At 62.4% G+C, this 25531-nt stretch carries 24 protein-coding genes; 20 read left to right on the top strand and 4 right to left on the bottom strand.

Going from position 1 to position 25531, the window contains the following annotated elements; genetic code table 11:
• Window position 1 precedes the first annotated feature (1 nt).
• The 4 genes from murG to C6558_RS08040 all read left to right on the top strand — a co-directional run bounded on the left by murG (window position 2) and on the right by C6558_RS08040 (window position 4253).
• Window positions 2-1126, top strand: a complete 1125-nt coding sequence (gene murG, locus C6558_RS08025; protein WP_025427727.1) for an undecaprenyldiphospho-muramoylpentapeptide beta-N-acetylglucosaminyltransferase — start codon at window positions 2-4, stop codon at window positions 1124-1126.
• On the top strand, window positions 1123-2532 hold the full coding sequence (gene murC / locus C6558_RS08030; protein WP_025427726.1) for a UDP-N-acetylmuramate--L-alanine ligase: 1410 nt from the start codon (window positions 1123-1125) through the stop codon (window positions 2530-2532). Before murG ends, murC begins: the two co-directional genes overlap by 4 nt.
• Window positions 2533-2534: 2 nt before the next feature.
• The gene (gene murB / locus C6558_RS08035) at window positions 2535-3509 is read left to right on the top strand and encodes a UDP-N-acetylmuramate dehydrogenase (protein ID WP_025427725.1); all 975 of its coding nucleotides are present in this window, start codon (window positions 2535-2537) and stop codon (window positions 3507-3509) included.
• A 297-nt stretch (window positions 3510-3806) separates the two neighbouring features.
• Window positions 3807-4253, top strand: coding sequence for a hypothetical protein (locus C6558_RS08040; protein ID WP_025427724.1), 447 nt, complete (start codon window positions 3807-3809; stop codon window positions 4251-4253).
• 118 nt (window positions 4254-4371) lie between these two features.
• Here C6558_RS08040 and C6558_RS08045 read toward each other — a convergent pair whose 3' ends face one another.
• Window positions 4372-5682: an MFS transporter gene (locus C6558_RS08045; RefSeq protein ID WP_025427723.1), complete on the bottom strand. Its 1311-nt coding sequence runs from the start codon at window positions 5680-5682 to the stop codon at window positions 4372-4374.
• Between the two features lie 323 nt (window positions 5683-6005).
• On the opposite strand from C6558_RS08045, the gene aqpZ reads away from it, so the two are divergent.
• From aqpZ to ligA, 10 genes are all read left to right on the top strand, one after another.
• Window positions 6006-6692 (top strand): aquaporin Z, encoded by a 687-nt coding sequence (gene aqpZ / locus C6558_RS08050; protein WP_025427722.1) that lies wholly within the window; start codon window positions 6006-6008, stop codon window positions 6690-6692.
• A gap of 332 nt (window positions 6693-7024) precedes the next feature.
• A complete protein-coding gene (locus C6558_RS08055; RefSeq protein ID WP_025427721.1) occupies window positions 7025-7951 on the top strand; it encodes a D-alanine--D-alanine ligase in 927 nt (308 codons plus the stop codon).
• A gap of 32 nt (window positions 7952-7983) precedes the next feature.
• The gene (gene ftsQ, locus C6558_RS08060) at window positions 7984-8889 is read left to right on the top strand and encodes a cell division protein FtsQ (protein WP_225906334.1); all 906 of its coding nucleotides are present in this window, start codon (window positions 7984-7986) and stop codon (window positions 8887-8889) included.
• Entirely contained in the window at window positions 8886-10217 is a 1332-nt protein-coding gene (ftsA, locus tag C6558_RS08065) for a cell division protein FtsA (RefSeq protein ID WP_025427719.1), read from the top strand. The genes ftsQ and ftsA overlap by 4 nt, the downstream gene beginning before the upstream one ends.
• Window positions 10218-10424: 207 nt before the next feature.
• Window positions 10425-12194, top strand: coding sequence for a cell division protein FtsZ (gene ftsZ, locus C6558_RS08070; protein WP_057222699.1), 1770 nt, complete (start codon window positions 10425-10427; stop codon window positions 12192-12194).
• 337 nt (window positions 12195-12531) lie between these two features.
• The gene (gene lpxC, locus C6558_RS08075) at window positions 12532-13485 is read left to right on the top strand and encodes a UDP-3-O-acyl-N-acetylglucosamine deacetylase (protein WP_025427717.1); all 954 of its coding nucleotides are present in this window, start codon (window positions 12532-12534) and stop codon (window positions 13483-13485) included.
• A 172-nt stretch (window positions 13486-13657) separates the two neighbouring features.
• Window positions 13658-14524, top strand: coding sequence for an outer membrane protein assembly factor BamD (locus C6558_RS08080; protein WP_025427716.1), 867 nt, complete (start codon window positions 13658-13660; stop codon window positions 14522-14524).
• A gap of 20 nt (window positions 14525-14544) precedes the next feature.
• The gene (gene recN, locus C6558_RS08085) at window positions 14545-16218 is read left to right on the top strand and encodes a DNA repair protein RecN (protein WP_025427715.1); all 1674 of its coding nucleotides are present in this window, start codon (window positions 14545-14547) and stop codon (window positions 16216-16218) included.
• Window positions 16219-16301: 83 nt separating this feature from the next.
• Window positions 16302-17264 carry a hypothetical protein gene (locus C6558_RS08090; protein WP_025427714.1) on the top strand — a complete coding sequence of 321 codons (963 nt, stop codon included), beginning with the start codon at window positions 16302-16304 and terminating at the stop codon, window positions 17262-17264.
• A gap of 81 nt (window positions 17265-17345) precedes the next feature.
• The gene (ligA, locus tag C6558_RS08095) at window positions 17346-19499 is read left to right on the top strand and encodes an NAD-dependent DNA ligase LigA (protein ID WP_025427713.1); all 2154 of its coding nucleotides are present in this window, start codon (window positions 17346-17348) and stop codon (window positions 19497-19499) included.
• A gap of 34 nt (window positions 19500-19533) precedes the next feature.
• On the opposite strand, the gene C6558_RS08100 is transcribed toward ligA, so the two are convergent.
• The 3 genes from C6558_RS08100 to C6558_RS39615 all read right to left on the bottom strand — a co-directional run bounded on the left by C6558_RS08100 (window position 19534) and on the right by C6558_RS39615 (window position 21125).
• Complete coding sequence (locus tag C6558_RS08100) at window positions 19534-20187, bottom strand: CatB-related O-acetyltransferase (protein ID WP_198956844.1); 654 nt, start codon at window positions 20185-20187, stop codon at window positions 19534-19536.
• A gap of 211 nt (window positions 20188-20398) precedes the next feature.
• A complete protein-coding gene (locus tag C6558_RS08105) occupies window positions 20399-20809 on the bottom strand; it encodes a VOC family protein (protein WP_025427711.1) in 411 nt (136 codons plus the stop codon).
• 124 nt (window positions 20810-20933) lie between these two features.
• Window positions 20934-21125 (bottom strand): hypothetical protein, encoded by a 192-nt coding sequence (locus C6558_RS39615; protein WP_144239155.1) that lies wholly within the window; start codon window positions 21123-21125, stop codon window positions 20934-20936.
• A gap of 71 nt (window positions 21126-21196) precedes the next feature.
• Between C6558_RS39615 and C6558_RS08110 the strand changes: the two genes are divergently transcribed.
• The 6 genes from C6558_RS08110 to C6558_RS08135 all read left to right on the top strand — a co-directional run bounded on the left by C6558_RS08110 (window position 21197) and on the right by C6558_RS08135 (window position 25403).
• Window positions 21197-21583: a VOC family protein gene (locus C6558_RS08110; protein ID WP_025427710.1), complete on the top strand. Its 387-nt coding sequence runs from the start codon at window positions 21197-21199 to the stop codon at window positions 21581-21583.
• A 196-nt stretch (window positions 21584-21779) separates the two neighbouring features.
• Entirely contained in the window at window positions 21780-22655 is an 876-nt protein-coding gene (gene panC, locus C6558_RS08115) for a pantoate--beta-alanine ligase (protein ID WP_025427709.1), read from the top strand.
• Between the two features lie 2 nt (window positions 22656-22657).
• Window positions 22658-23479 carry a 3-methyl-2-oxobutanoate hydroxymethyltransferase gene (panB, locus tag C6558_RS08120; RefSeq protein ID WP_025427708.1) on the top strand — a complete coding sequence of 274 codons (822 nt, stop codon included), beginning with the start codon at window positions 22658-22660 and terminating at the stop codon, window positions 23477-23479.
• A gap of 418 nt (window positions 23480-23897) precedes the next feature.
• Window positions 23898-24617, top strand: coding sequence for an AzlC family ABC transporter permease (locus C6558_RS08125; protein ID WP_084814678.1), 720 nt, complete (start codon window positions 23898-23900; stop codon window positions 24615-24617).
• Window positions 24618-24620: 3 nt separating this feature from the next.
• Window positions 24621-24935 (top strand): AzlD family protein, encoded by a 315-nt coding sequence (locus C6558_RS08130; protein ID WP_025427706.1) that lies wholly within the window; start codon window positions 24621-24623, stop codon window positions 24933-24935.
• 228 nt (window positions 24936-25163) lie between these two features.
• Window positions 25164-25403 (top strand): hypothetical protein, encoded by a 240-nt coding sequence (locus C6558_RS08135; protein ID WP_025427705.1) that lies wholly within the window; start codon window positions 25164-25166, stop codon window positions 25401-25403.
• Window positions 25404-25531 lie beyond the last annotated feature (128 nt).

The following is a 25531-nucleotide window of genomic DNA, read 5'->3' on the forward strand; positions in this document are numbered from 1 at the left end:
AATGACCAAAGGCATTATCCTTCTTGCCGCCGGGGGTACCGGCGGCCATCTGTTCCCGGCCGAGGCGCTCGCCCATGAGCTGAAGGCCAACGGCTATTCGGTGCATCTGGTGACCGACAGTCGCGCCGAGCGTTTCGCCGGCAAGTTCCCGGCAGACGAGGTGCATGTGGTGCCGTCGGCAACCATCGGCTCGAAGAACCCCATTCATGTCGTGCGCTCGCTGTGGACGCTCTGGACCGGCATGCGTGCCGCGCGCCGGCTGATCGCCCGGCTGCGGCCGAAGGCCGTCGTCGGTTTCGGCGGCTACCCGACCGTGCCGCCGCTGCTGGCGGCAACCGGCATGGGCGTGCCGTCGATGATCCATGAACAGAACGCTGTCATGGGTCGTGCCAACAAGGCGCTCGCCTCCCGCGTCAAGGCGATCGCCGGCGGCTTCCTGCCCGAGGGCACCGGTACCTTTGCCGCCAAGACGGTGACGACGGGCAACCCGGTGCGTCCGGCCGTGCTCGATGCTGCCAAGGTGCCTTATGTCGCGGCGGCGGGCGAAGCGCCGTTCCATCTCGTCGTCTTCGGCGGTAGCCAGGGCGCGCAATATTTCTCGAAGGCGATCCCCCAGGCGATCTGCCGTCTCGACGACGCACTTCGCCAGCGGCTGACGGTGACGCAGCAGGCGCGTCCGGAAGATCGCGACGGCGTCATCGCCACCTATGAGAAGCTCGGCGTTCCCGCCGAGGTCTCGCCGTTCTTCACCGATATGGCCGAGCGCATCGCCGGCGCCCAGCTGGTCATCTGCCGCTCGGGCGCCTCGACGGTTTCCGAGCTTGCGGTCATCGGCCGGCCGGCGATCCTCGTTCCCTATCCTTATGCGCTCGATCACGATCAGGCGGCCAATGCCGCGGCGATTGCCGCCAAGGGCGGCGCAAAGGTGATCGCCCAGGCGGAGCTGACCGCCGAGCGCCTTGCCGGCATTCTTGCTGAGGCCATGGCCAATCCACAATCGCTGGCGCAGATGGCCGCCAATGCGCGCGAAACCGGAAAGCCGGACGCCGCGCGCTTGCTTGCATCGATGGTAGAGGCTATTGCCAGCGGTTTGACAGTCGAGACATTCAAGGAAAAGCGCTCATGAAAATGCCGAAGACGATCGGTCTGGTTCATTTTATCGGTATCGGCGGTATCGGCATGAGCGGTATTGCCGAGGTGCTGCACAATCTCGGTCACCGGGTGCAGGGCTCCGATCAGTCTGATAGCGCCAATGTCCAGCGGCTGCGCGAAAAGGGCATCGAGGTCTACGTCGGCCACAAGGCCGAGAACATCGGCGATGCCGAAGTGGTCGTCGTGTCGACCGCGATCAAGAAGGACAATCCCGAACTGATCGCCGCCCGTGAAAAACTGCTGCCGGTCGTGCGCCGCGCCGAGATGCTGGCCGAGCTGATGCGCTTCCGCAATGCGATCGCCATCGGCGGCACCCACGGCAAGACGACGACGACCTCGATGGTTGCTGCCCTTCTCGATGCCGGTGGGCTCGACCCGACCGTCATCAACGGCGGCATCATCAATGCCTACGGCACCAATGCCCGCATGGGTGAGGGCAAGTGGATGGTGGTCGAGGCCGACGAGTCCGACGGCACCTTCCTCAAGCTGCCTGCCGATGTCGCCGTCGTCACCAACATCGACCCTGAGCATCTCGACCACTACGGCAATTTCGACGCCGTGCGCGCCGCGTTCCGCCAGTTCGTCGAGAACGTGCCATTCTACGGTTTCGGCGTGCTCTGCCTCGATCACCCCGAAGTGCAGACCATGGTCAGCAAGATCGAGGACCGCAAGGTCATCACCTACGGCGAAAACCCGCAGGCCGACGTTCGTTTCCTCAACATCCGCATGGACGGTGCCACTTCCGTCTTCGATATCGAGATCCGCCGTCGCCGCACCGGCCAGGTGATCTCGATGAAGGATCTGCGCCTGCCGATGCCCGGCCGCCACAATGTGTCGAACGCCACGGCCGCGATCGCGGTCGCCCAGCGCCTCGGCGTCAGCCCCGAGGCGATCGCCAAGGGGCTTGCCTCCTTCGGCGGCGTCAAGCGGCGCTTCACCTTTACCGGCGACTGGAACGGCGTGCGCATCTATGACGACTACGGCCACCATCCGGTCGAGATCAAGGCCGTGCTCAAGGCGGCGCGCGAGGCATGCCAGGGCCGCATCATCGCCGTGCACCAGCCGCACCGCTACTCGCGCCTTGCGAGCCTGTTCGAAGATTTTTCAGCCTGCTTCAACGACGCCGACACGGTTCTGATCGCGCCTGTCTATGCGGCCGGGGAGGAAGCGATCGACGGCGTCAACGCCGAAGAGCTCGTCAACCGCATCAAGGCCGGCGGTCATCGCGACGCCCGGCATGTGGTCGGACCCGAAACAATCGCGCCGGTTGTCAGCAAGATTGCGCAGCCGGGTGATTTTGTGGTTCTCTTGGGGGCTGGCAGCATCACCTACTGGGCCGCTGCCCTGCCACGGGAACTCGCAGACATTTCAGGAAATTGAGCATGAAACAGGTCAACGGTCAGAAACTACTCGAAGCACTCGGAAGCGGAGTCAGCGCCGTTCGCGGCCGCATCACGCCCGATGCGCCGATGGATCGCGTGACCTGGTTCCGCGCCGGCGGTCTTGCCGAGCTGATGTTCCAGCCGCACGACACTGACGATCTCATCACCTTCCTGAAGCTGGTTCCGGCTGATGTACCCGTCATGGTCATGGGTGTCGGCTCGAACCTTTTGGTTCGTGACGGTGGCATTCCTGGTGTCGTCATCCGGCTTTCGGCCAAGGGTTTTGGCGATCTCGAACTCGTCGGCGAGAACCGCATCAAGGCCGGCGCGATCTGCCCGGACAAGAACATTGCGGCGATGGCGCTCGATAACGGCATCGGCGGCTTCTATTTCTACTACGGCATTCCTGGCGCGATCGGCGGCGCATTGCGCATGAACGCCGGCGCCAACGGCTCGGAGACCCGCGAGCGCGTCGTCGAGGTGCACGCGGTCGATCGTCAGGGCAATACGCATGTGCTGTCGAATGCCGACATGGGCTATGGCTATCGCCATTCCGCGGCGGCTAAGGACCTAATCTTCACGCACGCCATCTTCGAAGGTTATCCCGAGGACAAGAACAAGATCCGCACCGACATGGACGCCGTGCGCCAGCACCGCGAAACCGTGCAGCCGATTCGCGAAAAGACGGGGGGATCGACCTTCAAGAACCCGGAGGGACATTCGGCCTGGAAGCTGATCGACGAAGCGGGTTGCCGCGGCATGATGATTGGCAGCGCGCAGATGTCGCCGCTGCATTGCAACTTCATGATCAACACCGGTCAGGCGACGGGCTACGAGCTCGAATATCTCGGCGAAACCGTGCGGAACCGCGTGCTCGAACATTCCGGTGTTCGGCTGGAGTGGGAAATCAAGCGCATCGGTACCTTCATGCCGGGCTACGAGATCAAGGAATTCCTCGGCCGCGGCATCGCCTGAGGCTTATGGGAATAGTTTTATGAAGGGCCGCAGCGGCAACGCTGCGGCCCTTTTCGCTTTTCTGGCGTCCTCAGCCGGAGTCTCTTTCTCTCGCCGTCATGCTTGGGCTTGATCCTCGCATCCACGGGTCCAGGTCGGCATCTTTGCGCGGAGGCTGGATCCAGGAAATTGGATTCAGGGAGACAAGATCAGAGCTTGCTGGCAACGAGGGTCGCGGGCTAAAGCCAACTTGTCATGACGTGCCGCAACCAAGCTGGCACCTGCTAACTTCCGCATACTCTAACGTCTGGACTAACAATGGATCAGGGAACTCTGGGAAAAATCGCTGCCATTTTGAATGCTGGTTCAACAAATTATTCCGTTTTTCTGAAGTTGTACGAGGTGCAACTGGGGAGCCAGATAGATTCAACTGCAATTGTTCAGATGGTGTTGGGGACGGGAGCTGTGTTGGGCGGAATAGAAGAAGTACAAAGTGGGTCGGTGTGGCCGGAGGTTATGGAAGCCGTGCTGTATGTTGGTGACTCTAGCGCTGGTCCATCAAGTACAGCACTTAAATCCGGACAATTCACTTCCTTAGTTGAGCTGCTCAAGGCGCAGGTCGACACGATGGTCAAGACATCAGCAACAATCGAGACCTTCTGGCTTAGCAACGGGCATCCCGCCTATCCCGTGTTTTGGGACTTCGCGTTTCTCTTCAGAACGGATGCAACTGCAACTATCTTCATCGGAGCAAGTTCGGACTAGGCAACTGGTCGGAGACTTGGCTACCAGAACTGGCCCACGGAAAGAGCCGCAGCGTTGTCGCTGCGGCTCTTTCGTTTTTTGTGGAACAGGCCGCGTGTGTGGCGAGGCGCAACAGAAATCAGGCCGAAACCTCTTCTTCCGTCGACAGCACCAGGCAAACGAGCGTGATCGCAGCGGCCCCCAGCAGATAGTAGCCGACATGGTCGAGGCTGTAGTTGGTCGCAAGCCAGGTGGCGATGTAGGGCGCGAGCGACGCGCCGAAGATGCCGGCGAGGTTGAAGGTCATCGACGCGCCGGTATAACGCACCGAGGTCGGGAAGGGGGCGGCGAGTGCTGCGCCAATCGGACCATAGGTGAGCCCCATCAGGCCGAGGCCGAGGATGGAGAACAGGAAGGCGCCGCCGAGACCGCCGGCCATGAGCGGTGCCATGACCAGGCCGAAGGCGCCGATGCCGATGGTGGTGATGATCAGCACCAGGCGGCGGCCGTAGCGGTCCGACAGGATGCCCGAGACCGGGATCATCAGGCCGAAGAAGACGACACCGGTCATCTGCACGACGAGGAACTGCTCACGCGAATAGCCGAGCTTGGCCGTGCCCCAGGACAAAGAGAACACCGTCATCAGGTAGAACAAGACGAAGGTGGCAAGCGCCACGAAGGTGCCGAGCACGAGGCTGCGCTTGTGGAACCGGAAGATCTGCGCGATCGGAACCTGGACGCGCTCGTGCTTGTCGATCGCCTTCTGGAATTCCGGCGTCTCGGTGATCTTCAGGCGGACATAGAGGCCGACGATAACCAGCAGGATGCTGGCAATGAAGGGCACGCGCCATCCCCAGGCGAGGAAGGCCTCATCTGTCATGACTTCGCCGAGGATGAGGAAGGTACCGGCCGACAGGATGAAGCCGATCGGGGCGCCGAGCTGCGGGAACATGGCATACCATGTGCGCTTGCCCTCGGGCGCGTTCTCGGTTGCGAGCAGCACGGCGCCGCCCCATTCGCCACCGAGGCCGAGGCCCTGGCCGAAGCGGCAAAGGGCGAGCAAGAGCGGGGCCGCGACGCCGATCGACGCGTAGGTCGGCAAGAGGCCAATGACGACGGTGGAAATGCCCATGGTCATCAGCGCTGCGACCAGCGTCGCCTTGCGGCCGACCTTGTCGCCGAAATGGCCGAAGATCACTGCGCCGAACGGGCGGGCGAAGAAGGCGATGGAGAAGGTGGCGAAGGATTGCAGCATGGCCGATGTCGGGTCGGACGTCGGAAAGAAGAGATGCGGGAATACGAGCACCGCTGCGGTGGCGTAAACGTAGAAGTCGAAGAATTCGATGGTGGTGCCGACGAGGCTGGCGAACAGCACCCGGGCAGGGGAGTTCACTGCCGGCGTCTGCAACGCGCTATCCTTCGGCGACAGGGAGGTTGTCGCGTCTGTCATTGTTGTCGTTCCTGATATGGATGTCATGCCGTCTTGGGAGGCGGTCGGGGCGTCTTAACGCAAGTTTCCGCATGTTGAAACCCTGAATTCGTAAGAAATGCGAACGAATCCGAGGGGTGGCGCAGCATTATTCCGAGGGTGCATGGCTCGCGCGAATCATAGGCACGGCTGCTCCTAAAATAGGCAGACAAGTGAAGGCCCGGCGTGCGGTTTCGTGTTTTGCGGGCGATGACATCCCTGTCACAACCGGGGTTGACCGGAATCAAAATGTGGCAAACTCTGGGCGATTGAAGCGATCAGCTTCGGTTTTCGGGAGCGAATGCATGTTCAAGAAGCTTTCTGCGGAATTTCTCGGTACATTCTGGCTCGTTTTCGGCGGCTGCGGCAGTGCGGTGCTGGCGGCTGCGTTTCCGGCTGTTGGGATCGGCCTGCTCGGCGTTTCCTTCGCCTTCGGCCTCACCGTTCTCACCATGGCCTATGCCGTCGGCGGCATTTCCGGCGGCCATTTCAACCCGGCCGTTTCTGTTGGTCTGACCGTTGCCGGCAAGTTCCCAGCCTCCAGCCTCATCGGCTACATCATCGCCCAGGTGCTGGGCGCGATCGTCGCTGCAGCCGTGCTCTACGTCGTCGCCAGCGGCAAGGCGGACTTCCAGCTCGGCGACTTTGCCGCCAATGGCTATGGCGAACATTCGCCCGGCGGCTATTCGCTGACGGCCGCGCTGGTGATGGAAGTGGTGATGACCTTCTTCTTCCTGTTCATCATTCTCGGTGCCACCCATGGCCGCGTGCCCTCAGGCTTTGCGCCGATCGCCATCGGCCTGGCGTTGACGCTGATCCATCTGGTGTCGATCCCGGTCACCAACACATCGGTCAATCCGGCCCGCTCCACAGGGCAGGCGCTATTCGTTGGAGACTGGGCGCTTTCGCAGCTTTGGCTCTTCTGGCTGGCTCCGATCGTCGGCGCCGCGATCGCGGGAATCGTCTGGAAAATCGTCGGTGAAGACGATTAATCGCTTCGGCAAAAACGACTGATCGTTAAGCCGAAAATACCGCCAATCGTTAAGGCCTCGCACCGAATTGGTGCGGGGCCTTCATTTTTTAGCGGTTTGTGTTTTGTGTAAACAGGCCGCGCCAACGCGCTGATTTCGTGCCAGAAAGCGTTGTAATCGCAACGTTTTCGAGCACGGCTACCGATCGTTTCCCGACTAAGGTTAATAAAAGTAAACGGTTCATTAACTATAATGCCGTTCTAGTGCCTCCGATGGCCACCGGTGACTCGCGTTGCCGGATTCAGCCAGGCGCAAGCAAGCGTTGCGATAGTGACGTATTTTCGGGGGTATGAATGAACGGCAAGCATGTAGCTGTCCTTATGGGCGGATTTTCTTCGGAGCGACCGGTGAGCCTGTCGTCCGGGGCTGCATGCGCCGATGCTCTGGAAGCGGAAGGTTTCCGCGTTACGCGTGTAGACGTCGCGCGCGATGTCGCTTCGGTTCTGGCCGCGCTGCGCCCGGACGTCGCCTTCAACGCCCTTCACGGTCCGTTCGGCGAGGATGGCACGATCCAGGGCATTCTTGAATATCTGGAAATTCCCTACACCCATTCTGGCGTTCTGGCCTCCGCACTCGCCATGGACAAGGCGCAGGCCAAGCACGTGGCCGCCGCCGCCGGTGTTCCGGTTGCCGAAGCGCTGGTGATGGATCGCCGGGGCTTTGGTCCGAAACATCCGATGCGCCCGCCATACGTCGTCAAGCCGGTCAGCGAAGGCTCGAGCTTCGGCGTCGTCATCGTCAAGGAAGATCAGTCGCATCCGCCGCAGGTCGTTACCTCGAGCGAGTGGCGTTATGGCGACCGAATCATGGTCGAACGTTATGTCGCCGGCCGCGAACTCACCTGCGGCGTCATGGGCGATAAGGCGCTTGGCGTCACCGAAATCATCCCGCAGGGCCACGCCTTCTACGATTATGATTCCAAATACGTAAAAGGTGGCTCGCAACACGTCATTCCGGCACAGGTTTCACCAAATATTTACCAAAAAATACAAACACTCGCATTGAAGGCGCATCAGGCAATCGGTTGCCGGGGCGTCAGCCGATCCGACTTTCGCTTCGACGACCGTACCTCCGGTGAAGGCGAATTGATCTGGCTGGAAATCAACACCCAGCCCGGCATGACCCCAACCTCCCTGGTGCCCGAGATGGCTCAGCATGCTGGCCTTGGTTTTGGCGAGTTTCTGACTTGGATGGTGGAGGACGCTTCGTGCTTGCGGTAAGGGGCAAAAGGGGCAAGAGAGTTCGTGACCCGCTGGGCGCAGTTGCTGCCGAGGCGGATGGCGCACGCGTTCTGCCGCGGCCGCTTCGCAAGGCCGTTCGCTTCCTGGTCAGCCTCGGCAGCGGCCGCGTCCGCTTTCCAGCCCATACCGGCACGATCGCTGCCGTCGCGTTTTTCGCCGCCACCGGCTTTTACGGCATGTCGCTCGGCGGCCATACACAGAACGTCGCGCAGGCATCGACGACGGCGGCCGGCTTTGCCATCGAGGACGTGCGCGTCTCCGGCAACGAGCAGACCTCCGAGATCGATATCCTGCAGCAGCTCGGCCTTGACGGCACGACGTCGCTGGTGGCGCTCGACATCATCGAAGCGCGCAAGCTGATCGCCGAACTGCCCTGGGTGCAGGGCGTTACGGTTCGCAAGGTCTATCCGAGCACGATCGAAGTCACGCTCACCGAGCGCAAGGCCTTTGGCATCTGGCAGCACGGCTCCGACCTGTCGCTGATCGAGCGCAGCGGCAGCGCGATTGCGCCGCTGCGCGACAACAAGTTTGCAGCCCTGCCGCTGTTCGTCGGCCGCGACGCCGAGACGGCAGCGGCCGATTTCTACGACGAGTTTTCCCGCTGGCCGGAGATTCGCTCGCGGGTGAGGGCCTTCGTGCGCGTCGCCGGCCGTCGCTGGGATCTGCGCCTCGACAACGGCATCGTCGTCAAGCTGCCGGAACACGATGTCGCCCGTGCGATGAAGGTTCTGTCGGAGATGGAAAGCGAGCACCAGCTGCTCGAGCGCGACATCGCCGCAGTCGATCTGCGGCTGGAAGATCGAACCACAGTTCAATTGACGCCGGATGCGGTCACCCGGCGCGAAGTTGCCTTGAAGGCGAGGGACAAGATGCTGAAGGCGCAGGAGACGGAGAGAAAGAAAGAGGGGCGGATATGAGTTTGTTCGGTTCCTCCAGCTTTGGCCTGCCGCGCCTGAAGCCGCTTTCTTCGAAGCGGTCTCATGTCGTCTCGGTGCTGGATATCGGCTCGACGAAGATCGTGTGCATGATCGGCCGGCTGACGCCGCGCGCCGAAAGCCAGATCCTGCCGAACCGCACGCATAGCGTCGAGATCATCGGCATCGGCCACCAGAAATCCCGCGGCGTGAAGAACGGCGTCGTCGCCGATCTCGATGCGGTCGAAAGCGTCGTGCGGCTCGCCGTCGATGCGGCCGAGCGCATGGCCGGCCTCACCATCGACAGCCTCATCGTCAACATTTCCGCAGGCCGCCTGCAGAGCGACGTCTATACCGCGACCATCGACCTCGGTGGCCAGGAAGTCGATGCCAGCGACCTGAAGAGAGTGCTGTCGGCCGCCGGCCAGCAATCGCTGCGTTCCGACCGCGCCATCCTGCATTCGCTGCCGACTGGCTTCTCGCTCGACGGCGAGCGCGGCATCCGCGATCCGCTCGCCATGTTCGGCGACGTGCTCGGCGTCGACATGCACGTGCTGACCGCGGAGCGGGCGGCGCTGAAGAATCTCGAACTTTGCGTCAACCGAGCGCATCTCTCGGTCGAGGGCATCGTTGCGACGCCCTATGCCAGCGGTCTGGCGGCTCTTGTCGATGACGAAGTCGAACTCGGCTGCGCCGCGATCGACATGGGTGGCGGCACGACGACGATCTCGGTCTTTGCCGAGGGCAAGCTGGTTCACGCCGACGCGGTCAGCCTCGGCGGCCACCATGTGACGACGGACCTGGCGCGCGGTCTTTCGACCCGCATCGAAGACGCCGAACGGCTGAAGGTCGTGCACGGCTCGGCCCTGCCCAACAGCGCCGACGAGCGCGACATCGTCTCGGTCCCGCCGATCGGCGAGGACGACCGCGACCAGCCGACCCACGTGCCGCGCGCTCTGGTGTCGCGGATCGTACGCGCCCGCATCGAGGAAACGCTGGAGCTCATCCGCGACCGCATCCAGCGCTCGGGCTTCAGCCCGATCGTCGGCAAGCGCATCGTGCTGACGGGTGGCGCCAGCCAGTTGACCGGCCTGCCGGAAGCGGCACGCCGCATCCTGGCGCGCAATGTTCGTATCGGCCGTCCGCTCGGAGTTTCCGGGCTGCCGGCTGCTGCCAAGGGACCGGCGTTCTCCACGGCCGTCGGTCTGATGATCTATCCGCAGGTCGCCGACCTCGAAACGCATGCGGCCCAGGGCGGCATGTTCTCGTCGATCGGCAACGGCAACGGCCGCATCGCCCGCATGGGCCAGTGGCTGAAGGAAAGTTTTTAGAGCGCCGCGCGTCCGGATGGACGTGCAAAGCGCGCTCTAAGGTTTGTGACGTGCATAAGCCTTTCCGAAAATCGCAGACGATTTTCGGGGTTATGCGCGGAGTACGGCCGGCACCGAACAGGGACGATGCTGGACGAAGACAAAGTTGGAATTTCAAGGATTTGGTCGGCTCGGCAAGGCGGCCAGAAAACAGAAGGAACGGGTACTATGACTATCAACTTGCAGAAGCCGGATATCACGGAGCTGAAGCCCCGCATCACCGTCTTTGGTGTTGGCGGCGGCGGCGGCAATGCCGTCAACAACATGATCACAGCGGGTCTTGAAGGCGTCGACTTCGTCGTTGCCAACACCGACGCGCAGGCGCTGACCATGACCAAGGCAGAACGGGTCATCCAGATGGGTGTCGCCGTGACCGAGGGTCTGGGCGCCGGCTCGCAGCCGGAAGTCGGCCGCGCGGCTGCTGAAGAGTGCATTGATGAGATCATCGATCACCTGCATGGCACCCACATGTGCTTCGTCACCGCCGGCATGGGCGGCGGCACCGGCACCGGTGCAGCCCCGATCGTCGCGCAGGCCGCCCGCAACAAGGGCATCCTGACTGTCGGCGTCGTCACCAAGCCTTTCCATTTCGAAGGCCAGCGCCGCATGCGGCTCGCCGACCAGGGCATCGCCGAACTGCAGAAGTCGGTCGACACCCTGATCGTCATCCCGAACCAGAACCTCTTCCGCATCGCCAATGACCGCACGACGTTTGCCGATGCGTTCGCGATGGCCGACCAGGTCCTCTATTCGGGTGTTGCCTGCATCACCGACCTCATGGTCAAGGAAGGCCTCATCAACCTCGACTTCGCCGACGTCCGCTCGGTGATGCGCGAAATGGGTCGCGCCATGATGGGCACCGGCGAAGCCTCGGGCGAGGGCCGCGCAATGGCCGCTGCCGAAGCTGCGATCGCCAACCCGCTGCTCGACGAAACCTCGATGAAGGGCGCACAGGGCCTCTTGATCTCGATCACCGGTGGTCGCGACCTGACCCTGTTCGAACTCGACGAAGCTGCGACCCGCATCCGCGAAGAAGTCGATCCGGACGCCAACATCATCCTCGGCGCCACGTTCGACGAAGAACTTGAAGGCCTGATCCGCGTATCGGTCGTTGCCACCGGTATCGATCGCACGGCCGCGGAGGTAGCCGGTCGTTCGGCCGACTTTCGTTCGGTAGCAGCGCAGAAGCCGATCATCCGTCCGTCCGCAGCCATTCCGGCACAGCAGCCGGCGGTTGCCCAGCACCAGCCCGCTCCGGTCCAGCAGCCGGTCGCCCAGCCGGTGCAGCAGCAGAACTCCGTCGACCAGATCGCGCTTGCGATCCGCGAAGCGGAAATGGAACGCGAACTCGACATCGCAACCCGCGCCGCCACCCAGGCTCCGGCTCCGATGCAGCAGGCTCACGACGACTTTCGTCCCCAGAGCAAGCTCTTTGCCGGTGCCGCACCGGTAGAAGCCGCTCCGGTCATGCGCCAGCCGGCTCCAGTTCAGCGTCCGGTCGAAATGCCGGTTCACGCACAGGTCCAGCCGCAGCCGGTTCAGCGCCAGGAGCCGATCGCTCCGGTGATGCGCCAGCAGGCCGAGCCGGTTCGCATGCCGAAGGTCGAGGACTTCCCGCCCGTCGTAAAGGCCGAGATGGACCAGCGCGCCCAGCCGGCGCCGCAGTTGCAGGAAGAGCGCGGCCCGATGGGTCTTCTCAACCGCATCACCAGCTCGCTCGGCCTGCGCGAAAGGGAAAGCCCCAGCGTCAACGCCGACATGACGGCCGGTGCGCCGAGTGCGGCTTCCCAGCAGCGCCGTCCGCTTTCGCCGGAGGCCAGCCTCTATGCGCCGCGTCGCGGCCAGCTTGACGATCACGGTCGCGCCGCACCGCAGGCGCGCTCGCACGAAGATGATCAGCTCGAGATCCCGGCGTTCCTGCGCCGTCAATCGAACTGATTTGAAGGCCCGTTCCTTCACCTTGCCGAATGCCCGGGCTACCGCCCGGGCATTTTTGTATTTCTAGCATTCTTTCAATAGGTTGCCGGCGTCGAACGGCGTGTTACAGATGCGTAACAAAACGAAACGAACAGTGATTTGGAATGGTGCCTCAGAACCACTATTTTCAAGCTCGGAATTGGGGATGCATGCGATTCGATCACGCGCTGTCTGTTCGAAACGCAGAGTTCCGGCCTTTGGGCCGAAACTCTCGGGCGCCTTTCTTGCGCCCTGAAAACCGCTGCATCCGCCTGATGTTTGGGCCTTATGGCCATAGGTATTGAAAGTGACGACGAGAATGGGAATCGAACTGCTCGGATTTCAGACCACGATTGCTAGCCCGGTAACGCTCAAGGGAATTGGCGTTCATTCGGGCGCCGAGGTGGAAATCACCTTTCATCCGGCCGAAGCCGATGCGGGCATCGTTTTCCAGCGCGTTCTCGCCAACGGCCGCCTGAGCGAGTTCAAGGCGGTTTCCTCGCAGGTCGGCAACACCGATCTCTGCACCGTTCTCGGCATGTCGCCGGCCACCTCGATCGCAACCATCGAGCATGTGATGGCCGCCATCTACGCGCTCGGCCTCGACAACCTCACCATCGAGGTTCATGGCGCCGAGATGCCGATCATGGACGGCAGCTCCGAACCCTTCATCGATGCGATCGAGCAGGTGGGCGTTCGCGCGCTGGCGGTCAAGCGTCGTTACATCCGCGTGATCAAGCCGGTGCGGATCGAATCAGGTGCGTCCTGGTCGGAATTCACGCCCTATGACGGTATGCGCTTCGAGGTCGAGATCGATTTCGACTGCCCGCTGATCGGTCGCCAGGCCTGGAAGGGCGACATGACGCCTTCGGTGTTCAAGCGCGAACTGTCGCGTGCCCGCACCTTCGGCTTCATGCGCGACGTCGAGCGCCTCTGGGCTGCCGGCTACGCGCTGGGCTCGTCGCTGGAAAACTCGGTCGTGATCTCCGATGACGATTCGGTCATCAATGTCGAAGGCCTTCGCTATACGGACGAATTCGTGCGCCACAAGACGCTCGACGCCGTTGGCGACCTTTCGCTTGCCGGCGCACCGTTTATCGGCTGCTACCGTTCTTATCGCGGTGGTCACAAGATGAACGCAAATGTGCTCAAGGCTCTGCTCAGTGATCCCTCGGCCTACGAGGTCGTCGAAACCGCCACGCCACGTCAGCGCACCCGTGCGCGCGACATGGTTGCGGTTGCAGTTCCGGGCTTCGCGCCCTGGTCCGCATAACAACAAAAAGACACTCTCCTCCAGTCGCCGGCCGAAAGGCCGGCATTTTCATGTCGGCGCCGCCATAAATTTGCATGAATCACCGATCATGACGTTGCGGCATTGAGGCAACTTGCTCTAAAAGCGCATGTCTGGCGGGGTCGATGCCCGCAGAATGGAACGGGAATATCCGATGGTTCTTGCAGTTTCTGTTGATTTGAAAAAGTCAGCGCGTGTGTTCGCCGTGGTAGTCGCGGCCGTTGCCGGCAGCGCCCTGATTACCGCCTGCCAGAACGATCCCGATATCGACATCACCAAGCTGACGGCCGAGACCGATCCGCCGGAGGTGCTGTACAACCAGGGTCTCGCCAACCTCAATGCCGGCAAGACCACGGAAGCGGCGCGCAAGTTCGAAGCGCTCGACCGGCAGCATCCTTTCTCCGAATACGCGCGCAAGGCGCTCGTGATGAACGCCTTCGTCAGCTATCGCAACGGCCAGTACCAGGAGGCGATCAATTCCACCGGGCGCTACCTGAACCTCTATCCGCAGTCGGAAGATGCGGCCTATGCGCAGTACATTCAGGGGCTTGCCTATACCAAGCAGATCCCGGGCGTGACGCAGGACCAGAAGCCGGCCTTTAAGGCGATCGAGGCGATGCAGGCCGTCGTCGACAAGTATCCGGACTCGCAATATGTCGAGGATGCCCAGGCGAAGATCCGCTTTGCCCGCGACCAGCTCGCCGGCAAGGAAATGCAGGTCGGCCGCTATTATCTCGAGCGCAAGGAATACCTCGCCGCCGTGTCGCGTTTCCGCACCGTCGTCGAGAAGTATCCCAATACCAACCAGGTCGAAGAAGCACTGGCCCGTCTGGTCGAAGCCTATTACGCAATGGGCGTGGCCTCCGAAGCGCAGACCGCTGCCGCCGTTCTCGGACACAACTATCCGGACAGCCAGTGGTATGGTGATTCCTTCAAGCTGTTGCAGTCGGGTGGCCTCGAGCCTCGCGAAAGCGGCAATTCCTGGATTGCGCGCGCAGGCAAGAAGCTGATCGGCGCCTGACACGGAAGATTTGACCCCGGATGCTCGCCCAGATCTCGATCCGCGATATCGTCCTGATTGAACGGCTTGATCTGGCGTTCGAGGCCGGCCTGTCCGTGTTGACCGGTGAGACAGGTGCCGGAAAATCGATCCTGCTCGACAGCCTGTCGCTGGCCCTTGGCGGGCGCGGCGACGGCTCGCTCGTGCGTCACGGCTCGGACAAGGGCCAGGTGACGGCGGTCTTCGACGTGCCGATGGGGCACTCGGCACGGCTGATGCTGCGTGACAACGGCGTCGACGATGATGGCGATCTGATTTTCCGTCGCGTGCAGTCGGCCGATGGCCGCACCAAGGCTTTCGTCAACGATCAGCCGGTCAGCGTTCAATTGATGCGGCAACTTGGCCAGACACTGGTCGAAATCCACGGGCAGCATGACGACCGCGCGCTTGTCGATATCGACGCGCACCGCACGCTTCTCGACGCCTTTGGCGGCACGACCGACGAGGCAGAGCAGGTCTCCGGCCTCTACCGCGCCTGGAAAGATGCCGAACGCGGACTGAAGAAGCATCGCGAGCGCGTCGAGGCGGCAGCACGCGAAGCGGACTATCTGCGCTCCTCTGTCGAAGAACTGGAAAAGCTCAGCCCGCGCGATGGCGAAGAGGACGAGCTTGCCGAAAAGCGCGCGCGGATGATGAAGTCCGAGCGGATCGCCGGCGACATCAACGAAGCCTCCGAATTTCTCAACGGCAACGGCTCGCCGGTTCCATTGATTGCCTCGCTGGTGCGCCGGCTGGAGCGCAAGAGCCATGAGGCGCCGGGGCTGCTGGAAGAAACCGTCGAGCTCTTGGATGCCGCGCTGAACCAGCTTTCGGATGCGCAAATGGCCGTCGAGCGAGCGCTGCGCAACACCGAATTCGACCCGAAGGAATTGGAGCGGGTGGAGGAGCGCCTGTTTGCGCTTCGTGGCGCCAGCCGAAAATATTCCGTGCCGGTCGCCGAGCTTCCGGCGCTGGCGGTGCGGATGATTTCCGACCTGGCCGACCTCGATGCCGGCGAGGAGAAGCTGAAGCAACTCGACATGCAGGTTGTTGCGGCACGGGTGGCTTTCGACGCTGCGGCGCGCACCTTGTCCGACAAGCGACAGAACACGGCGTCGGCGCTGTCTGCTGCAGTCATGGCCGAGCTGCCGGCGCTGAAGCTCGAACGTGCCCGCTTCATGGTCGAAGTGCAGAGCGATGCGGCCCAGCCGACCGTCGACGGCATCGATCTGGTCGAATTCCATGTCCAGACCAATCCGGGCACCCGGCCGGGGCCGATCATGAAGGTGGCTTCGGGCGGCGAACTTTCGCGCTTCCTGCTGGCGCTGAAGGTGGCGCTTGCCGACCGCGGCTCGGCGCCGACCCTCGTCTTCGACGAAATCGACACCGGAGTCGGTGGCGCGGTCGCGGATGCCATCGGCCAGCGACTGAAGCGCCTTTCCGGCACGGTGCAGGTGCTTTCGGTCACCCATGCGCCGCAGGTTGCCGCACGCGCGGCGACGCATCTGCTGATCTCCAAGGGACCATCGACCGAAAAGGCCGAGATGATCTCGACCCGCGTCGCCCGAATGGACGACAAGGCCCGCACCGAGGAAATCGCCCGCATGCTCGCCGGTGCCTCGATCACCGAAGAGGCGAGGGCGGCCGCCGCCCGATTGCTTTCCGGCAACGGTTAGTGCCCGCTACGCCTTCTCGCCAAGTTGTCTCCCGGTCGAGCGCGTGTCTTTATTAGGCGTTGCGCGGATATGCGAGCTTTGGCATGTGGGAACAGCTCCAGCAGCGAATTCAGCTTCGACTGGACCAGATGCGCAAGCATCCGGAACTGATCCTGCTCTATTCTCTCGCCTTCGTCGGCTACATCCTGACGATGAAGGAAGCCAACAAACAGCTGGGGGTGATCGGCATCCTGGCGGTGGTGGCCGGCACGGCGCTCATCCCCTATCTGGTCGCGCGACTTCGCGGCGCGCGCAGCATCGAACTGCCGGACGAGAAGGACGATGGCGCCGCACCGCTCGGGTTTCTGCGCTCCAGCGCTGAGGATGACCGCCCGTACCTGGTGCGTGTCCCGCCATCGACGGCGGTTGCCTATGATGTCATCCGCAAGGCGCAGGACGTCTTTCAGAGCGACGCGATCGATCCGGAGGAGGATATGAAAGCCTTCTTCTCCGATCCCTACAGCCTGATCTGCCTGCAGGACTCCGACGACAATATCTACGGTTTCACCGACTACTACGCCTTCGAGAAGAAGCACTTCAAGCTGTTCCTGCAAGGTGACTATGGCTTCGACGACCTGCTTGCCAACGGGTTGCTTGTCCATCCGAAGGCGCGCAAGGCCAAGGTGGTCTATCTCGCTACCATCCTCAATCTCAGCTACCTGCTCGATTCCATGCGCAGCGAACGCCGGCGGCAGAACGGCATCCTCGTCTGGGCGACGGTGTCGGCGATCCTGGAGTACCAGGAGTTTCCGCCCGAAGGTATCGACCTCTATGGCATCGGCTGGGACAAGGGCGGCGCCGCCATCCTGAAAATGTTCGGCCTCGATCCGGTTGGTCGCGTCATGCGCGGCCTTGCGGAAGGCAAATGGATCTACACCAGACGCGGCGTCCACCGGCAGGATTTGGAAGGGATACGCGCGCGCTACCAGAAGCGATACGAGCGCTGGTGTGAGTTGGAGATCCGCCGCTGCGCCGACGTCGAGCCAAGTGTCGCTCCGGCCGGATGATCAGGGGAGACCGATAACGGCCGCTCTTTTCTTTCCCGACAGTTGCTCTAAAAAACGACTCCCAATCCGGAGTCGTCGCGCATGTCCAGTGAACTGAAACCCGTCGAGAAGCTGAACGAAACGGAAGCCGCCGAGGAGCTGGCCTTTCTCGCCTCCGAGCTTGCCCGGCACGACGCGCTCTATCATGGCAACGACGCGCCGGAGATCACGGATGCGGACTATGACGCGCTGAAGCGGCGCAACGATGCGATCGAGGCGCAGTTTCCGGCGCTTGCGCGCGAGGACAGCCCATCGAAGAAGGTGGGGGCAGCGCCATCCGTTACCTTCCAGCCGGTCGTTCATGCCCGGCCGATGCTGTCGCTCGACAACACGTTTTCCGACGAGGACGCCCGCGATTTCGTCGCCTCGGTCTACCGCTTCCTCGGGCAGCTGCCGGATAATTCGATCGCCTTTACCGCCGAGCCGAAGATCGACGGCCTCTCGATGTCGCTGCGCTACGAGAACCGGCGGCTGGTGACGGCGGCGACCCGTGGCGACGGCACAACAGGTGAAAACGTCACCGCCAATATCCGCACCATCGGCATGATCCCGCAGACGCTGCCGGCCGGCGCTCCTGAGATCGTCGAGGTGCGCGGCGAAATCTACATGGCGAAGTCCGACTTTGCCGCACTCAACGCCGAGATGGCAGCGCTCGGCAAGCCGCTCTACGTCAACCCGCGCAACACCGCTTCCGGGTCGCTCCGCCAGCTCGACGCCAAGGTGACTGCCAGCCGCAAGCTGCGCTTCTTTGCCTATGCCTGGGGCGAAATGTCGGAAATGCCTGCCGATACCCAATTCGGCATGGTCGAGGCATTCAAGGCCTGGGGTTTCCCGGTCAATCCACTGATGCAGCGGATTTCGTCGGCCGACGAGCTGCTGACGCATTACCACCATATCGAGCGCGAACGGCCTGATCTCGACTATGATATCGACGGCGTCGTCTACAAGGTCGACCGGCTCGACCTGCAGGCGCGGCTCGGTTTCCGCTCGCGCTCGCCCCGCTGGGCGACGGCGCACAAGTTCCCGGCCGAGCAGGCATTTACGCGGCTGACGGCCATAGACATCCAGGTGGGGCGCACCGGCGCGCTGACGCCGGTGGCACGGCTGGAGCCGATCACCGTCGGCGGCGTCGTCGTGACCAATGCGACGCTGCACAACGAGGATTACATCAAGGGGCTCGGCAACAGCGGCGAACCGATCCGCGAGGGTCGCGACATCCGTATCGGCGACATGGTGATCGTCCAGCGGGCGGGCGACGTCATCCCGCAGATCGTCGACGTGGTGATGGACGAGCGCAAGGAGGGGAGCGAGCCCTATCGTTTTCCGACGACATGCCCGGTCTGCGGCAGCCATGCGGTGCGCGACATCAACGAGAAGTCCGGCAAGGTGGATGCAGTGCGCCGCTGCACCGGCGGCTTCGTCTGCCGGGCGCAGGCGGTCGAGCATCTCAAGCATTTCGTCTCGCGCAATGCCTATGACATCGAAGGCCTCGGCTCCAAGCAGATCGAGTTCTTCTTCGAGAGCGAGGATCCGACGCTGTCGATCCGCACGGCGGCCGACATCTTCACGCTGGAAAAGCGCCAGGAGACGTCGCTGACAAAGCTCGAAAACATCGACGGCTTCGGCCGCGTCAGCGTGCGCAAGCTCTATGACGCGATCAACACCCGCCGCTCGATCGCGCTGCATCGCTTCATCTACGCGCTTGGCATCCGCCATGTCGGGGAGACCACGGCCAAGCTGCTCGCGCGCTCCTACGGCACCTACGAGGCCTTCGGCGCAGCCATGAGCGAAGCCGGCACCTTTACGGGTGATGCCTGGAACGAACTCAACAGTATCGACGGCATCGGCGAAGTCGTCGCCCGCGCCATCGTCGAGTTCTACAAGGAGCCGAGGAACCTTGAAGTGGTGACGCGACTGCTTGCCGAAGTGACGCCCGAAGGGGCGGAGATACCGGTTGCGAGCGACAGCCCGGTCGCCGGCAAGACCGTGGTCTTCACCGGTTCGCTCGAAAAGATGACGCGCGATGAGGCCAAGGCCAAGGCGGAAAGCCTCGGCGCCAAGGTGGCAGGTTCCGTGTCGAAGAAGACCGATATCGTCGTCGCCGGCCCGGGAGCGGGCTCCAAGCTCGACAAGGCGCGCGAACTCGGCGTGCAGACGATGGACGAGGACGAGTGGCTGGCGCTGATCGGGGGCTGATGCCCACGATCAGGGGCGCTGGCAGGCGTTGTCGTTATGCCTGTTCCGCGTCGTAGGCTTCGGATGCTGCCTTCAGCGCGGCGATGTCGTCGGCGCAGATGACATTGCGCAGCGCGTCGAACTTCGACCTCTCCCATCGGTAGATGCCGAGTGAGAGCAACGTCTCGATGTCTGCTTCGGGAAAGCGCTGGCGAACGGGGCGGGCCGGATTGCCGGCAACGATGGTGTAAGCCGACACGTCTCTGGTGACGATCGCGCCCGAAGCGATGACGGCGCCTTCACCAAGGGTGACTCCCGGCATGATCATGGCGCGCATGCCGATCCAGGCGCCGTCGCCGATGATCGTGTCGCCCTTGCCGATATAGGCTTCGCCAATCATATCGATGAACGGATAGAGGCTGACCCAATCGGTGCGGTGGGTGTGGTTGCCACCCATCAGGATTACCGCCTCGGCACCGATCGCGACGTAGTCTCCGATCCGCAACTGGTCGATCGGCCATTGCGGCTCCCAGGCCTTGAGGCTGTAGTCGTCGCCATAGAGGTAGCGAACGACGCTCTCCTCGAAGGAACCCGTCCAAGCGTTGCTGTAGTAGCTGTTGGTGCCGCGCACATGGATATTCGGGTTGCGCACGGTCTCGTGCAAAAGCTCGACCTTGGACCAATGCTTGGCTTCGACATTCATGGACATGGGGCTTCCTCATTCTGCTCATTGCAAGCGTCAGCGACGGCTCACTCGCCTTCTCGACGTATGGGTTCCCCAACTATCCGGTTTTTCGGGCAATTTCTCCCCAAAACCTCTGCGGCCGATAGCCTCGCTCATAGTTGCGTGCACCGGATCAGACAAAAAAAAGCGCCCGCCGCGAAACGCGGCGGGCGCAAGGCAAGGGGATTGCGTCAGATCAGGAGGCCTGCTGCTGGGCGGCTTCCATGTCCATCCACATGAATTCCCAGACGTGGCCGTCGAGATCCTGGAAGCTGATGCCGTACATGAAGCCGTAGTCGAGTGCCGGCTTCCAGGGCTTGGCACCGGCAGCGAGTGCCTTGGCGAGCATGTCGTCGCATTCGGCGCGGCTCGAGGCGGAAAGGGCGGTGATGACCTCGGTGCCCTTGCTGGCATCGCTGATCTCGCCGGTGATGAAGCCGCGGAACTTCGGTTCGGTCAAAAGCATGACGAAAATATTGTCCGAGATCACCGTGCAGGCGGCCGTGTCGTCGGAGAACTGCTCGTTGAAGGTATAGCCGAGTGCCGCGAAAAAGGCCCGGGACGCCTTCAGGTCCTTGACGGGCAGGTTTACAAAAATCATGCGCATGGAATGCTCCTCGTAGGGATTTTCTTGATTGAACATAACTAGGACGTTCGGCGTGACACGCAGCCGACAGCCGTTCAGACATTTTTTGAGAAATGCGAAGTGTCCCCGCTGATGTGGTGTGCAATCATAGGTTTTCAAGCATTTCCGGTTCACCCGAGATTACTGGCAATTCGCTCGGCAAGGTGCCGGCGGCGCGCTCGAAATGGGCGAGCACATCTGGAACGGCGGCGAGTGCCACACGAGGCCGATCAGAGTTTGGCGGTCCATGCTGAATCCGCATCGTTTGCACCTCGCACATTTCTGGCGGATGTTCCATGGTCTCCGGACCTCGTGAAGAGGTGCGGCGAGCAACGATGACTGTCGGCGCCCGGGATGTGAGGAGACACGATGCGTTTGAACCAGGTGACGGTGACGATGCCCGATCTCGATGCGGGGTGGGAGTTCTACCGCACGCTCGGGCTGCAGCCGATCGTCGATGCGCGGCCGCATTATGTGCGCTTCGTCTGCCCGGATGGCGGCAGTTCGTTTTCGCTGCATCAGGGCGAGGCGGGCGGCAGCGGCACAACCGTCTACTTCGAGTGCGACGATCTGGATCTGACCGTCAGCCGGCTGATCGAGGCCGGTATCCTGTTTGCGAGCAGTCCCGCCGACAAGAGCTGGCTGTGGCGGGAAGCCGAAATCTTTGATCCCGCCGGCAACCGCATCGTACTTTATTTCGCAGGCGCCAACAGGCTCGATCCGCCCTGGCGGGTGCCGAGTTCCGCCCACAGCTGAGCTTGCCCGCCCGGACCGTGCGATAATTGGCTTGGCTCTATTCGCAGCGGCACCAATTCCGTTTGTCTTTTTGCGCTGCACAAGATAGAGGTTTGCAGCCAAATTTTGTGCAATTGCCTTTTCGCGGAGCGGGCCAAGAGCCACAGGCCGCGGGGCGGGGCGCTAGCGGCGCCTTCGCGGATTGGAGGGTCCGGATTTGAAGACCATCACCACCATCACCGAGCTGCGCGCAGCCCTTGCCGAATACCGGCGGGCAGGCAAGACGGTCGGGCTCGTGCCGACCATGGGCTATCTGCATGTCGGCCATATGGAGCTTGTGCGCCGTGCGCGCGGGCAAAATGACGTCGTCGTTGCCAGCATCTTCGTCAATCCGCTGCAGTTCGGCCCCAACGAAGACTTGAGCAAATATCCGCGCGATCTCGCCCGCGATCAGGCGATGCTGGAAGAGGGCGGCGTCGACTTCCTGTTTTCGCCAGGGGTGTCCGACATGTATCCGCGACCGATGGAAACGGTGGTCGACGTGCCGAAGCTCGGCTCCGAGCTTGAAGGTTCCGTGCGTCCCGGCCACTTTGCCGGCGTTGCGACTGTCGTCACCAAGCTGTTCAACATCGTGCAGCCGGACCGCGCCTATTTCGGCGAGAAGGATTTCCAGCAGCTGCAGATCATTCGCCGTATGGTCGATGATCTCGCCCAGCCGGTGGAGATCATCGGCGTGCCGACGGTGCGCGAGGCCGATGGGCTCGCCTGTTCGTCGCGCAATGTCTACCTCAGCGCCGCTGAGCGTGAAGCGGCTGCCATCGTGCCGAAGGCACTTGCCGAGGCCGAGCGGCTGGTCGCGTCCGGGATCACCGATGCCGTCGAAGTGGAAAGGGCCGTGACGGCTTTTCTTTCCGCCGAACCGCTGGCTCGACCCGAAGTCGTGGCGCTGCGCGATCCTGGCACGCTCGAAACAATTCAAGAGATCGGTGACAAGCCGGTGCTGCTGCTGCTCTTCGTGCGCTTCGGCACGACGAAGCTGCTCGACAACCGCGTGATTGCCGCCAAATCCGCCCATTTTGCAAAGGTTGCCTGAGAATGAGCGTACAATCTGCCAGACGCCGCCTGAGCCCTGCCAATATCGAGGCGCTGAAGGGCGAGCGCCCGATCGTCAGCCTGACGGCCTATACGACACCGATTGCCCGGCTGCTCGATCCGCATGTCGATTTCCTGTTGGTCGGCGATTCGCTCGGCATGGTGCTCTACGGTCTCGACACCACCGTCGGCGTCACGCTCGAGATGATGATCGCCCATGGCCAGGCGGTCATGCGCGGCTCGGAGCGCTCCTGCATTGTCATCGACCTGCCGTTCGGCTCCTACCAGGAATCCAAGGAACAGGCCTTCCGAAGTGCTGCACGCGTTTTGAAGGAAACCGGCTGTAGCGCCGTGAAGCTCGAGGGTGGCGCCGAGATGGCCGAGACGGTCGAGTTCCTCGTCAGCCGCGGCATTCCGGTTCTCGGCCATGTCGGGCTGATGCCGCAGCTCGTCAACACCACCGGCGGCTATCGCTCGGTCGGTCGCAACGAGAAGGAAGTGGCCAAGATCCGCCGCGACGCCAAGGCGATCGACGATGCCGGCGCTTTTGCGATCGTCGTCGAAGGCACCGTCGAGCCGGTTGCGCGCGAGATCACCGGGGAATTGCGCTCGCCGACCATCGGCATCGGCGCATCGCCGGCCTGCGACGGCCAGATCCTCGTCTCTGACGATATGCTGGGCCTGTTCAACGACTTCAAGCCCCGCTTCGTCAAACATTTTGCCGAACTGGCGCCGGCGATCTCGAAGGCTGCGGAGGAATACGCCAACGAGGTCAAGGCGCGCACGTTCCCGGGTGTCGAGCATACGTTCCAGGTCAAGCGCTGACACATCTCTTTGCACGACCTGGCCGCGCCAACGAGCACACGGCGACTTTGAACAGGAGGGCGCAGGTCATGCGGCTTGCGCCTTATCCCACTGGGGGAGCGATCTTCGGATAAATGCCCCACCGCCAGGTGGTCGGTGGCGAGGCGGCGGTGAAAAAACGGCGATCGCTTATCGACCCGTGCGCATTTCGTTCAAGCCTGCCGCGGTCAGGCATCATAAAATTCAATCATTGTATAAGCGCAATTGAATTGTTGGTCGGGGCGGGAACGCCTATCTGTCCGGCACAGGACGACAGCCGCGCGCGCCTTGAGGTGCACAGTCGCTGTCGCAGTTTTGAAATGCTGCATGTGGCCTTGATCGATCCCGATTAAAGACGGCATGCCGCGGGCGCCCATTGCCGGCGCCGCGGGAGGATTCCATGAGAAAAGACGAATTCTGGGAAGGCGTGCGCGGCGGCTTCCCGATCATGCTAGCGGCGTCACCCTTTGGCGCGCTGTTCGGTGCGCTTGCGGTCGACAATGGTTTTACCATCGCCGATACCGTGTTCATGAGCGCGACGGTTTATGCCGGCGCCAGCCAGATGGTCGGCATCGAGCTGTTCGGCAACCATGTCCAGCCATGGCTGGTGGTGCTTTCGGTCTTCGCCGTCAACTTCCGCCACGTGCTCTATTCCGCCTCGATCGCCAAATACATCCGGCATTTCACCGAGGTCCAGAAGTTCTTTGCCTTCTTCCTGCTGGTCGATCCGCAATATGCCGAGACCGAGAAGCGCGGCGAGCGTGGCCTGCCGGTGACCTTCCCCTGGTATCTCGGCTTCGGCCTGGTGATCTATTTCCCCTGGATCTTCAACACGCTGCTTGGCGCGATCTTCGGTCAGTTGATCGGCGATCCCAAGGCCATCGGCCTCGACGTGCTCTTGCCGATCTACTTCCTCGGCCTGGTGATGGGTTTTCGCAAGCGTGACCGCTTTTTGCCGATCGTTGCGGTTTCTGCCGTGGCGTCGGTTGCCGGCATGCATCTCGTCGGCTCGCCCTGGCATGTCAGCATCGGGGCGCTGGCGGGCGTGCTGCTCGCCGCCTGCCTGCCGCCGACCGAGACGGTTTCGGCACCGCCCGTCGCCATCGAGAAGGAGGCCTGAGCCATGGACCCGCAACACCTCAATCTCATCTATCTGATCATCGCGGCGGCCGTTGCGACCTTCATCACCCGCATCGGTGGCTATGTGCTCATCACCCAGATGAAGCAGATCCCGCCGCGGCTCGAATCGGCATTGAACGCCGTTCCGGCGGCGGTGCTGACGACGCTGGTGGCGCCGGCCTTCGTCTATGGCGGCTTCGACGTCGCGGTCTCGATGTTCGTCGCCTTCGCCATTGCGCTCGGGCTTAATCTCTCCACCTTGCGCATGCTCGTCATCGGCTGGGTGGTGGTGATGCTGATCCGGCATCTCGTCCTGTAGGTTCCTCACCGCCTTTGTGCGGGCAATCCCTGTCGCTGGTCGTGTCGTCGAAGACGGCGCGGGCAGGGCAGGGTGCGCTGAACGCTCCGGCGTTGGCTTCGGGCGCGTCCTGGATTATCATCCTCTGATTGCCGGAGAGGTACGGCTGCGCCGCGCGCCCTGTCTGACGCGCAAAGGTCGCGGTTGCACTTTGACTTGCTGCAGCCTCCCGGTGGTGGAGGAGCGACCATGATTACCAGGATCTCGATTGCCCTTTTGCTCGCGCTTGCGCCTGCGACGGCCTTTGCCAACCAGTGCCCCACCATGATGGCTGCGATCGATGCGGCCATCCCGACGGCCTCTCTTTCCGAGGCCGACATGGCGAAGGTCACGGCGCTGCGCAAGCAGGGCGAAGACCAGCACAAGGCCGGCGATCACGCCGCGTCGGAGGCAACGCTCGGCCAGGCCAAGAAACTGTTGGGAATCTGAAAGGAAAAGCCGGGGCTTCCCCCAAGCCTTTGTGCTTCTTCTTGAAAGCCGGCGTCAGAGCGGGATGAGGAAAACTGCGTGCGGTTTTCCGGCCGCATCCCGCCCCAATTTGCTACAGCGCCGGGCGC

This window comes from Ensifer sp. NM-2, from assembly GCF_003024455.1.
Lineage (GTDB): Bacteria > Pseudomonadota > Alphaproteobacteria > Rhizobiales > Rhizobiaceae > Ensifer > Ensifer canadensis.